This is a genomic window from Micromonospora chaiyaphumensis (assembly GCF_900091435.1).
Classification (GTDB): Bacteria; Actinomycetota; Actinomycetes; order Mycobacteriales; family Micromonosporaceae; genus Micromonospora; species Micromonospora chaiyaphumensis.
Genome location: NZ_FMCS01000001.1, coordinates 1,071,856 through 1,083,446, shown reverse-complemented (window position 1 = coordinate 1,083,446; position 11,591 = coordinate 1,071,856). Strand labels below are relative to the sequence as shown.

Genomic DNA, 11,591 nt, shown 5'->3' with positions numbered 1-11,591 from the left:
GGGCCGTCTCCGGCCCGGTGCTCGTGACGCTCTCGATGGTGGTCACTGGCGGATGCCTCCCCGCGTCGGTGGGGGAGGGCAGCGCGCGGTCGACCCTCCCCAGAGCCGGGAGCCATCATAGGGGCCGTCCGGGACCGGTGGAACCCGCACCGTCCCCCTGTGGACACCGAGCGTGTCGTGCGGCCGCTCAGTTGGGCGTCGTGCCGCCCTCCCGGTCGGTGCAGACCTGACCCGAGGTGGCGTAGGTGTCCGTCGAGTAGACGGCCAGCACCGTGAAGCAGTAGTCCAGCTTCGGACTCAGCCCGTTCACCGTGTAGCGGGTCTGCCCGGCGTCCACCGTGGCCATCACGCCCAACTTCTGCCCGGCCCGCCCGCCGGCCACCACGAACGGCACCCCGCCGCCGGTCGGGTCGGTCCAGGTGACCGTGATCGTCGTGGTGTCGTCCTGCAACCGCAGCTCACCCGGGGGCGGACCGCTCGCCTTCGGCTTCGCCGCGGTCGGCACCGGCGCGGGCGGCGGCGCCGGATCGCGGTTGAGCAGCACCGCGCCCACGCCGACGACCGCCGCCACCGCGACCACCACGGCACCGGCCACCACGGCCACCACCGTCCGGTTGCGGCCGCGCGGCTCCGGCTCCTCCGCCACCGGGTACGCGGCCGGCTGGTGGAACGCCGGCGGCACCGCCGGCCAGGACCCCTGACCCGGGTACGGCTCCGGAGCCGGCTGCTGCGACTCCGGGAAGTCCAGCAACCCGTCGTAGACCGGCAGGGGGCGGGGCACGTCGTCCCCGCTCTCCGGCGCGGCGTCCGGGCCGAGGTCGTCCACGGTGCCGGGCGCGTCGATGACCGGCTCGGGACGGGGGTCACCGGGCCGGTCGAGGGCCTGCGGCGGGGCGGCGCTGCTCCACGGCGGCGCGGTCAACCCCCAAGGCGGCACGGGCGAGGCGCTGACCGGCGCGGCAGCGGGCGGCCCGCTCACCGGATGGCCGGGCGCGCCGCTGACCGGATTGCCGGGCGGGCCGCTCACCGGATAACCGTGCGGTGGGGAAGCGCTGGCGGGTGGCGCGCTGAACGGTGGCGCGCTGGCGGGTGGCGCGCTGAACGGTGGCGCGCTGGCGGGTGGCGCGCTGAACGGTGGCGCGCTGGCGGGTGGCGCGCTGAATGGCGGATTGCCGGCGGGTGGGGTGGCGAAGGGCGTTCCCACGCCCGGTCCGGCGCTGGCCGGCGAGCCACTGACGGGCGGGGGCGGGAGCGGTACGGCGTTGCCCTGCGGGGGCGACGGCGGACCACTGAACGGCGGCTGAAGAGGTGCCCCGCTGACTGGCGGTGGGAAGGGCGGGCCGCTGACGGGCTGCGGAGAGACGGGCCCGCCGCTCGTCGGCGGCCCGCTCACCGGTGCTGCCGGCGGGTGCCTGCCGTCATCGCGCGCGTCGCTGCCGGGCACCCCCGCCGCCAACGTGCTGGTCGGCGGAGGCGGCAGGAGAACACCGCTCACCGGCGTCACACCGGCCGACGGGTCCTGCACCGGCCGCGCGTCGGCGGCGGCTCGCTCCACCGAGGACCGACCGTCCTGCGGGGCGCCGCCCGACGGCGGCCCGCTCACCGGCGGACTCGCCGGCTGCTCGTTCGCGGATGGCCCGGCGAACGCGGTTCCGGCGACGGGCGGTCCAGCGGGCGGGCCGCTCACCGGGGGCGCGCTGACGGGCGAGTGGCCCGCCGGTGGTGCGCTGACGGGTGGGCTGCTCACCGGGGCGGTCGCACCCGGGGGCGCCGAGGCGGCGAGCCGCTCGGCCTCCTCCCGGAGCAGCGGGCCGATCTGCTGCACCTGGATGGTCGGCTTGTCCCAGCCCGGTGCCCGTGCCGCGGGGGTGTCGATCCGGTCGCCGCCGCCCGGCTCACCCGCTTCGGCGGCTGGTTGGACCGGCGGCCGGTGTGCCGGCACGGCCGCCGCGGGTGCGGCCGCCGGCGGTGCCGAGTCGGGCGCCGACACCGGCGCCACGGATGCCGGCGGGGCCGGGACGGAAGGGGCCGGGACGGGAATGGCCGGCGGTGGCGGAACCACGCCGGACGCGGGGGTGGCGGGCGGGGCCGGGATCCTGGGAGCCGACGGGACTGCTGCAGCTTGCGGAAGCGACGGTCCAGGTCCGCCGGAGACCGGCGTCGCCGGTACCGTGCCGGGCCCTGGCGGCGTCGACACCGGCCGGGCCGGGAGCGGGATGACCGGTGCCGGTGGCAACGGGACCGGCGCGCCGGCGGCTGGCGGTGCGGTCGTGACGGGGGGCGGTACCGACGCCGGCGCCACGCGTGGTCCCGAGCTGGACGTGGGCGTCGGCGCGACGGGAGGTGCCGAGCTCAGCGTGGGTGCGGGCGGCAACTGCGTCGACGGAAGCGGGGGTGCGGGACTGGACGCGGGCGGAGTCGGCGCACCGGGCGGCATCGGCCTTGGCGGTGGCGGCAGCGGTGCCGGTGCGACCGGCGGCGCCACGTGGGACGCGGGGGGCATCGACCCGACCGGCGGCGCAGGGCGCGGTGCGGGCGGCACGAGGGGTGGGGGCGCGGCCTGCGGGGGCGGTATCGGCACCGCCGGGGAGGGCGGCGCCGAGCTGGGCGCGTGCGCCAGGTGCGCGACAGGCGGAACCGGCCCGGGCGCCGGCGGGGCGGGGATCCCGGGCGGTGCCGGGACGATCGGAGGCCGGGGCGCGACCGGCGTCACCCCGGGTGCCGGCGGCACGGCGGCGACCGGCGGTGGTGCCGGGACGGCCGGGGCCGGGCCGGGGACGGGCGGTGCGGGGAACCGCGTCGTCGCCTCCGGGGCGGCCGCCCAGCCGCTCGACCCGCTGCCGGAAGCCGCACCCGGGCCGGAGCCCGGGGTCGGGGGCGCGGACGTCGGCGGGGGGACAACCGGGGGCGGGGGCAGTGGGGCCGAGGCGGGGGCGGCGCTGGCCGGCAGGGGAGGGACCGGTGGCGGTGGCGGCAGGTGCGTCGCCGGACCGGCGGCGGGCGGCGTCCCGGGGCCCGGTCGGGCCGGCCCTGATGCCGGTGCCCATTCGGCGCCGGGCACGGGTGGCGCGGGAACGGGCGCCGCGAATGTGCCGGGGTGGGGCGGGGCGGGCTGCGGTGGGTACGGCTGCTGCATCGCCGGCAGTGCCATGGTCGGCCCGGACAGCGCCCCCGGACCGGGTTCGGGGCCGGCAGCGGCGGCGGAGCCGCCGGGAGGCGGGCCGGGCGGGACGGGAGCGGCGGCGGAGCCGCCGAGGTAGTGGCGGGCTGCGCGTACCGCGGGGTGGTCCGGACCGAGCACGGCGGGCCCGGCGGTGGCCACGCGGGTGTAGTTGCGGCGGGCCTCGTGCCGGTTGCCGAGTTCCTCGGCCACCCCGGCGAGGTCGAAGCTGAGCGCGAGCATCAGCGGGTCGGCGTCGCCGCGGCGGCGCTCGCCGGCCGCGTAGGCCTCTTCGAGTACCCGGCGGGCGGCGGCCGGGTCGTCGGCCTCGCGGTGCAGGCGGGCGAGCAGGTGGCCGGTGGCCAGTACGTCGGGGTGGTCCTCCCCGTACGCCGGTCGGGCCGCCGCGATCGTGTCGGCGAGCAGGCGGCGGGCGTTCGTCAGGTCACCCGCGGAACGCAACGCGAGGGCCTGGTGTTGAGCGGCGGTCAGGGGGGAGGGGTGGGACACGTGAGCAATGCTGCCCGGAATCGCCGGTTCCTCGCTACCCACCCCCCGGGATCCGGTACGGGGCGGCGGTGCCGGTCACCGGGCCGGTGCGCTGACCTGCGGAAAAGCGGTGACGTGGCGGCGATGTGCATGATCCATCTGGGCCGTGTACAGTAATGCCCCGTGCGGCCCACCGGGGCGGCCGAACCGGTGAGAAGATCACCTCGGCCGACAGGGTAGGCTGGACGAGCAGGTCCGGGTGGCGGAATGGCAGACGCGCTAGCTTGAGGTGCTAGTGCCCGTATAGGGCGTGGGGGTTCAAGTCCCCCCTCGGACACAAACCATTACCCCGCGGTGCGCGCTTAGATCCACTGAAGCGCGCACCGTTTGCGTTTCCGCTCGGCTCATCGACGTGGGCTGTTGGCGCGTTCGCGTCAAGGTCTGGGTCACCTCCTGCCTTGCAGCGACGTAGCGGGCGATCTTGGTCCCTCGGAGCGGTGACGTTGGCGTTGTGCGTTCAGGTCAGGATGATCGGGTTGCTGAGCGCTGCCATGTGCCCTTCGGGGTGGCGCACCTCGATACGGATGAACGCCGACTCTTCGGCGTTGGTGTGCCACTGCACGGCGCCGGAACCTGTGCCGGGCAACGGTGCGCTGTGCATCTTGCCTTGCACGGTGTGGAAGCTGACGGTGCCGGAGGGCACGCCGCGTACCTCCGCTCGCGCCACGGCCGGTTCACCGCGGGTCGTCAACCGCTCGCCGATCCCGGCGTTGTGACTGGCGGTTGAGATCGTCAAGGACAGCTCGACGGCGGCCGATTCGGCGATCCAGCTACGGCCGGCCCGGATGCCGGCGAGGATCGCGTTGGCGCTGAGTTCCTCGGCGAGTACGACGGTGTGCGGGATGCCGATCTGGCCCTCAAGGTGGGTATCGCTATTGCCAACTGCTGGCCGCCACCGCCCCTGGTGGATGTCCGCGGCCAGGGCGCGCCCCCATTCGGCCAGGGCTGCCTCATTGTCGGCTTGCCAGGGCACATCCGAGCTCCACGCTCCGTTCCACACCTCCACCGCGTCGAGCCCCTGGTGCGGGTACATGAACGTGCCGGAGGCGTCGGGCGCGTGCGGATGTGCCGCCACACACAGCCCACCGGCTCGGTGGACCTCATCCAGATGCCGGTCGAGCATCCGTCGAACACGCCGTAGTCCCAGCCGACCACCTGTCCTGCGGGTACGCCGAGCGCGAGCCAGTGCCCGGTGCGGGTGGTGACCTCTTCGCCCAGGATCACCAGCAGGTCGTTGCCGGCGTGTCACGCCCCCGACCAGCTGCTTGTATCGGGGGGAAATCCGGTTCCGACATCTGTTCCCCCTAGTGCACCTGCCCCGGCAGCGCACGCGTCGTTCGCAGCGCTCTGACATGACGGGCGCGGCGCCCGTAGATCGTGAAGTCTCTGACGCTCCACAATCGGGAGTCGCCGTGCCCGCCCCGACATCATCGCCCATCAGCCGACCGCCGGTAAGAACGGCCCGGCCGGCCTGGCCCCCGACCAGGTCGCAGGCCTGGCGGCGGCCTCTGCCGATTCCCCGGTCCCCCGCTGCCGGCGAGGACGTCAGCGCGGGGAGTCCCGAGGCGGCGATCTTGGTCCCGGAGTCGGCGTTGTCGCGCACGGCCGCCAGCAGCACGATCCCGTCCGCGCTCAGCCGGCGGCCGACGAACGCAAGTACTTCCCAGCTCGGCTCGTCCAGCCAGTGCGCGTCTTCGACGGCGAGCACGACGGGGCTGTCGCCCCCCACCAGCGGGCCAGCCACTTGTAACCGGTAGCGCGTGAACAGCCCAGCTCCTTGACCACGTGCGCGACCTGGCGGCCTTCCCCGATGACACGTGCGACCAGCAGCCGCCGGCCGTGCACGGTCGGACGGGCATCACGGTGGGCCAGGAGACTCCGGTGGGTAGTCGGCCCGCCTGAGGGCTGCTCCGCGCCACGACGGGTCGCCGGTGCTGTACCGCACAGCGGCTTGACGGCAACCCTGCATCGTGCCAACTTCTAGGTTGTCTAGACGACCTGGAGGAGCTGTGGCGAAGGTGCCGCTGTACGTGCGGATCGAACGGGAACTGCGGACGCGTCTCGCCCAGGCGCAGCCCGGTGACGTGGTCCCGGCGGAGTCGGTGCTCGCCGAGGAGTTCGGGGTCGCTCGGATGACTGTCCGGGCGGCACTCAACGCTCTCGAATCCGACGGGCTCATCGAGCGGATCCAAGGCCGGGGTACGTTCGTGCGGCAGCGGCCCGAACCGCGGGCCGCCGGGACCTTGATGAGCTTTCAGGATCAGGTGCGCAACTGGGGGCGCGTCCCGGCATCGCGGTTGGTGGAAGCCGAGGTCCGGGCAGCTTCCCCAGCGGAAGCGGCGGCTTTGCAGCTGACCGCGGCAGCGCCGCGGGTGACCTCGATCGTGCGGGTGCGGCTCGCCGATGACGTGCCCCTGGCCATCGAGTACGCCTGCTTCCCGCCACACCTGAGCACCCTGCTCGATCTCGACTTGGAAACCGGCTCGCTGCACCGCGCCCTGCGCGAGAGAGGGCTGCACCCCACGCTCGGTTCCTCGACGCTGACCGCCCAGCGGGCCGGCTCCGACGGCGAGTTGCTGCACGTGCCGGCGGACGAGCCGCTGCTGGTCGAGACCCGGCTCATCGTCGACCAGCATTCGGCGCCGCTGGAGTACACCGTCAGTCGCTACGTCGGCGACCGCTACGACCTGCACGTCACCTTCGACGTGCAGCCACCCCGGACCGGAGAACCCCGATGAACATCGCCAAGATGATCGACCATTCGCTGTTGCGCCCCGAACTCACCACCGATGACATCCGGCGTGGTTGCGAGATCGCGGCAAGCCGCCGGGTCGCCTCGGTCTGCGTACGGCCCTCCGACGTCGGACTCGCCAGGGCCGCACTGTCCGGCACCGGTGTCCTCGTCGGTACCGTGGCCGGTTTCCCGCACGGCGACACCCGCACCACGATCAAGGCCGCCGAGACTCGGGAACTGGTCGACGCGGGTGCCGACGAGGTCGACGTGGTGCTGCACATCGGCCGCCTGCGCAGCGGCGACACCGCGTACGTGTACGACGACATCGCCGCCGTGGTCGCCGCCGCGCAGGGCCGGGTGGTCAAGGTGATCCTGGAGAACGCGTACCTGACCGACGAGCAGAAGGTCACCGGCTGCCGCATCGCCGAACAGGCCGGGGCGCACTTCGTCAAGACCAGCACCGGCTTTGCTCCCGGCGGGGCCACCCTGACCGACATCCAGCTGATGCGCGCCGCGGTCTCCCCGCACATCCAGGTCAAGGCCGCGGGCGGTGTCCGCAGCCTCGACACCCTACTCACCCTGCAGGAAGCCGGAGCGACCCGGTTCGGCGCGACGGCTACCGAGACCATCCTCGACGACTTCGCCGCCCGCGAACGTGGCGACCACCCCACCACTGCTGCGGCCCCGTCCGCCGGCGACTACTGACCGACCCGATCAAGATCGGCGGCAAGCGCTGGAGATGGGTCCGCCGTTGTAGGGTGCCAGAACGGCATGGCCCGCCATTCTCCCGCCAGCGGATGGCAGTCGGGGACCTGCCATCGGATGCGGTCGTCGGGCCAGACAGGGCCTAATCCGCGACAAGGCAGCCAGCGTCACCCGATGACCTTGGCGCCTCGCATTGGCGCACCATCCAACGGGTGTGCGGCCGGGGCCTCCCCGAACGCCTGGCGCAGGTGCAGAGCGACCTCCTCTTGGGCGTGCGCGGCCTTGTCCAGCACCGCGGCAAGGCCGAAGAAGTCGTGCATCACTCCCCCGTAACGGACCGACGTGGCCCGCACACCGGCGGCCTCCAAGCGGGCGCACCACTCGTCGCCTTGGCTCTGCAGCACGTCGCGGTCGGTGGTGACGATCAGCGTCGGCGGCAGACCGGCGAGGCCCTGCGCGGAGAGCGGGAGCAGATCGACCCTGGGGTCTTTCAAGCTGTCGGTCACGCCACGGAAGGCGTGCATCATCATCCAGGACAGCAGTGGACGATTCAGCGGCCGGGCGTCTGCGGCGTCCCGCATGGACGCGCCGTACTGGGCGGTGGTGGTCAGCGGGCAGACGAGCACCTGCGCCACGGGCAGTGGCTCACCTGCCTGCTTGAGCTGACCGCAGGTCGCGGCCGCCATGTTCGCCCCGACGCCCTCGCCACCGACGGCGATGCGTGACGGGTCGCCGCCGAACCCGGTGGCGTTGGTCCGGAGCCACCGGTAGGTGGCCAGCACGTCCTCGTGGGCGGCCGGGAACACGTGCTCGGGAGCCTTGCGATACTCCGGCGACACCACGATCGCGCCCGTCCGGTTGACCAGGGCGCGGCAGGACGCGTCATAGTCGTCGTTCGTGAACAGGATCCAACCGCCACCGTGCACCCACATCACGACGGGCACCGGATCGGGGGTCTGGCCGAGCGGCTTGTAGACGCGTACGACCAGATCACCACCCGGGCCGGGCACGGTGACGTCCGCTGCCGATCCGACCTCCTCGGGGTCCGTCGGCCGCCCGTCCTGCTGCAGGATCTCCATCGCCGCGTCGGCGAGGCTCGGCTGCTGGCGGGCCTGCTCGAGAGTGAGGAGCTCGTACGGGGCCAGTACCAGTCGGGACCAGGTGTCGAGGATCCGCTGTGCCTGGGTGTCGAGCAGCCAGGAAGCGTCGGTCGACAGGACGTTGCTGCGGCCGGATATCCGGTCGCGTACCTTGTCCATGAACCCGGCGGCGTCCATGAACCCGGCGGCCACGTGCATGAGCCGGCGACGGCGTCCGGTGGGCGGGACGCTGGGATGCGAGCGGGCCGGGGCCGACCGCTTGGCGGCGAGGTACCGCTCGCCGAGCCGCCCCATCTCCTCCGCGCCCACCGCCCGACGCAGCGCCGGCAGGAACTCCCGTTCCTCCTTCTCGATGTGGTGCCGGATACCGCCGATCAGCTTGTTCAGCGCCCGCTCGAATTTATGGCTGCCGGGATCCGCATGGTCCAGCAGGACCAGCAGCCTCTTGAGGGCCTGGTGCTCGTCCCACCCCTCCTCGGCGTCCGCGGCGGCGCCGATCTCGGCCAGCGCCGGATACAACACCTCCTCCTCGGCGTGGGCGTGCAGGGCCCGGCCGTAACTCACCTGGTCGACCAGCATGCGCCGGTCACCGCGCCCGGCCTCGAGGTGCTCGAAGAGGCGGTTCGCCACCACGTGCTCGTCGGCGATCAGGTGGTCGAGGTCGCCCGGCAAGGTCGCGTACGGCAGCGTCATCGGACACCTCCTCCTCCACACTTACCGCAACCGGCGCCGCCTTCGCGGCATAACCCTGGAACGCTTCGCCGTACCACCGCCGCAGATCCCGCGACGCCTCGATCAGCCCCACCACGACCCACGCTCGCTCGCTGTCGGACATCTCGTGGAGCGCGCGGAGATCGGCACGCTGCCGGTCGAGTTCCCGGGCCGGCAGCACCCTGGCGGCCGCCACGTACCGCCCCACTCATAGGTTCCTGTCGGTGGGGTGGGTCCTCGGCACCGGGCTACCTGAACGCTACGCACCTTTCGCCCGTCAAGGCGGTTCTTGTGGGTTTGCGGGAGGTCAGGGTTTGTACTCGCTGCGGGTGCGGGGGAGCCACTGCGGGTGGTTGTCGCGGATGTAGCGGATCAGGCCCTCACGGAGGTCACAGCGGAGGTCCCAGGCGCTGGCCCCGTCGGCGGCTGTGGCCTGCACCTCGATCACGACGCTCGATGCGGTGGCGTCGACCATCTGCAGTACCCACCGGCTCCGGTCCCACAGCGGTGAGGACTCGACCAGCCGTTGCGCCTCCGTGCGCAGGTCCTCGAGGTGGGCGGTGTGGTCCACGTGGATCTGGACCTTGCCGACCACCCGCGCCTCGTGCCGGGACCAGTTCTGGAACGGGCGCTCGGTGAAGTACATCGTCGGCAGGATGAGCATCCGGTCGTCCCACAGCCGGACGACCACGTTGGTCAGCTTGACCTCTTCGACCCGGCCCCACTCGCCCTCGATGACCACCACGTCGCCGACGTGCAGACCGTCCGAGAAGGCGACCTGAATACCGGCGAACGCGTTGCCCAGCGCGGTCCGGGCGGACAGGCCGATGAGCGCGCCGACGACGCCGGCCGAGCCCAGGACGGAGATCCCGAACGCGCGGATGGGCGGGAAGGTGGTCATGATCAGGCCGATGGCCACGATCGTGACCACTACCGCGGTGAAGCGTCGGACGGGGCGGATCTGGGTTCGGGCCCGCCGGATCCGGCGGTCCGCGACCACCTCTGGCGGCAGCCGGCTGAAGGTGACGCCCTCGGCGACGTGTAACGCCTTGATCACCAGCCAGGCGACGCTGCCGATGAGCACCAGCCCGGTGACGTGTCGGACGTCGCTGAGCCATCCGGCCGGCCGCGGCGGCAGTGCGAGGTACAGCCCGGTGAGGAGCAGCACGGCGGCCGTCGGACGGCGGCAGGCATTCCGCAGTGGTCCCAGGACCCACTGGTAGCGACCGTGGTCGGCGCGACGGACGAGCCTGCGTGTGCCGATGTCCAGCAGCACGGCCACCACCAGCGTGGCCAGTATGATCAACGCCGCGCGCATCAGGCGGCGACCGCCGTGGTCTCGACCGTCATCCCGCTGCGCTCCTCGCCCACGTCATGACGTACAGAGGACGGGTTACCGCCTGACCCTATGCACACCGGGAGGACGCGGAGTATTTCCTGCCAAGAACACCCCTTCCGGGTGGCACTCATAGCCGCCGACACCGCGGTGAGAGCCGACGGTGCCGACCGCTCCCTCTTCGGCATGACGCAGGATCGCCAGTCGCCGCCGAGCCTGGCGGTTTTAGATCTAGCGCCGCCTCCGCCGGGTCACGTCAATCGTGCTCGACGGATCACTCCCCGAGGAGGGTGTCGCCTCGCGGAGTGCGCACGTAGAAGACCAGCCGCCCAGCCCGTTGGCGGGTGACCAGGCCGGCGGTCACGAGCCGCGAGAGGTGGGCCGAGACGCCGCTCGGGGTCAGCCCGGTGCGGCGGGCCAGCGACGTCGTCGTCGACGGGACGGCCAGCTCGACCAGCAGGGTGGCGCGAGCCGTGCCGATCACCGGGGCGAGATCGGCCGCGGGTGGATCGCTCTGCCACATCGAGCCTGCACCACGCGTGGGATATCGCAGCACCGGAGCCCAGGGCTCGGACGCCTTGACGAACACGTTCGGCCACGCGAACAGCGACGGCACGAGCACGAGGCCACGACCGCCGAGTGCGTAGTCCCGGTCCAGGTTGGGCCGGTCCACCGACAGGACGTCGTCGGACCAGGAGATCGCGGGATCGAGTTCCGGAAACATCCGGTGCGGGCCGTCGTCGGCCAGCCGCCGCGCCCGGAACATGACGTCGCCCTCCAGGATTCCGCGCATCCGCCCCCAGTACGGCGCCAGCGCCATGCCCCAGTAGGTCCGCATCTGCTCCACGACCAGCGGAAGGTTACGGCGCGGGGCGCGGCGCAGGTCCGACAGCGAGTCCGGCAGCCGGTCGCCGTACACCGTGGCGAGGTCCTCGCGGACGACCGCCGCTGGCGTCTCGCACACCGCGGCGAACTCCGCCTCGGGCTCGGCGACGGGTGAGAGCGGCGCGGGTGCGAGGAAGCCCGGCAGGCGCCGCTCCGGTGCGATCACCAGGTCGCGCAGGCGGCGCAGTTCGGGTGCGGCCAGGACCGCGGCCCGGTGCCGGGTCACCCAGGGCAGGTGTACGGCGTGGGCACCGGGGTCGCGGAGCACGCGCAGACTCGCGACGACCTCCCAGGCGGGCGAGATCGCGAACCGGACACTCGCGAGATCGGCCAGGGACAACGACATCCGCAGCATCAGACCGTCCTCATGAGGATTCACCCTAGTGTGAATCGTTGGCGCGGGTGAGCGGC

The 11,591-nt window shown here is 73.0% G+C and carries 7 protein-coding genes, 1 tRNA gene and 2 pseudogenes; 3 read left to right on the top strand and 7 right to left on the bottom strand.

Features of this window, described 5'->3' with window-relative positions; genetic code table 11:
* Positions 1-187 precede the first annotated feature (187 nt).
* Together GA0070214_RS05105 and GA0070214_RS32255 are read right to left on the bottom strand one after the other, a co-directional pair.
* Entirely contained in the window at positions 188-1,027 is an 840-nt protein-coding gene (locus tag GA0070214_RS05105) for a fibronectin type III domain-containing protein (protein ID WP_244167569.1), read from the bottom strand.
* 2,469 nt (positions 1,028-3,496) lie between these two features.
* A pseudogene (locus GA0070214_RS32255) lies at positions 3,497-3,670 on the bottom strand (hypothetical protein); the annotation flags it as partial.
* Positions 3,671-3,902: 232 nt separating this feature from the next.
* On the opposite strand from GA0070214_RS32255, the gene GA0070214_RS05095 reads away from it, so the two are divergent.
* Positions 3,903-3,986 (top strand) — tRNA-Leu (locus GA0070214_RS05095).
* Between the two features lie 180 nt (positions 3,987-4,166).
* On the opposite strand, the gene GA0070214_RS05090 is transcribed toward GA0070214_RS05095, so the two are convergent.
* On the bottom strand, positions 4,167-4,832 hold the full coding sequence (locus tag GA0070214_RS05090) for a CehA/McbA family metallohydrolase (RefSeq protein ID WP_244167551.1): 666 nt from the start codon (positions 4,830-4,832) through the stop codon (positions 4,167-4,169).
* Between the two features lie 605 nt (positions 4,833-5,437).
* Positions 5,438-5,581 (bottom strand): annotated as a pseudogene (locus GA0070214_RS05085) (leucine zipper domain-containing protein); the annotation flags it as partial.
* A gap of 137 nt (positions 5,582-5,718) precedes the next feature.
* On the opposite strand from GA0070214_RS05085, the gene GA0070214_RS05080 reads away from it, so the two are divergent.
* Both GA0070214_RS05080 and deoC read left to right on the top strand, forming a co-directional pair.
* Positions 5,719-6,447, top strand: coding sequence for a GntR family transcriptional regulator (locus tag GA0070214_RS05080; protein ID WP_091259447.1), 729 nt, complete (start codon positions 5,719-5,721; stop codon positions 6,445-6,447).
* Positions 6,444-7,148 (top strand): deoxyribose-phosphate aldolase, encoded by a 705-nt coding sequence (gene deoC / locus GA0070214_RS05075; RefSeq protein ID WP_091259445.1) that lies wholly within the window; start codon positions 6,444-6,446, stop codon positions 7,146-7,148. Before GA0070214_RS05080 ends, deoC begins: the two co-directional genes overlap by 4 nt.
* A 167-nt stretch (positions 7,149-7,315) precedes the next feature.
* Here the strand turns inward: deoC and GA0070214_RS05070 are convergent, their stop codons facing one another.
* The 3 genes from GA0070214_RS05070 to GA0070214_RS05060 all read right to left on the bottom strand — a co-directional run bounded on the left by GA0070214_RS05070 (position 7,316) and on the right by GA0070214_RS05060 (position 11,526).
* Positions 7,316-8,941, bottom strand: coding sequence for an alpha/beta hydrolase fold domain-containing protein (locus GA0070214_RS05070; protein ID WP_091259443.1), 1,626 nt, complete (start codon positions 8,939-8,941; stop codon positions 7,316-7,318).
* A 325-nt stretch (positions 8,942-9,266) separates the two neighbouring features.
* Positions 9,267-10,277, bottom strand: a complete 1,011-nt coding sequence (locus GA0070214_RS05065) for a mechanosensitive ion channel family protein (protein ID WP_244167550.1) — start codon at positions 10,275-10,277, stop codon at positions 9,267-9,269.
* Between the two features lie 292 nt (positions 10,278-10,569).
* Entirely contained in the window at positions 10,570-11,526 is a 957-nt protein-coding gene (locus tag GA0070214_RS05060) for a DUF5937 family protein (RefSeq protein ID WP_167364195.1), read from the bottom strand.
* Between the last annotated feature and the right edge of the window lie 65 nt (positions 11,527-11,591).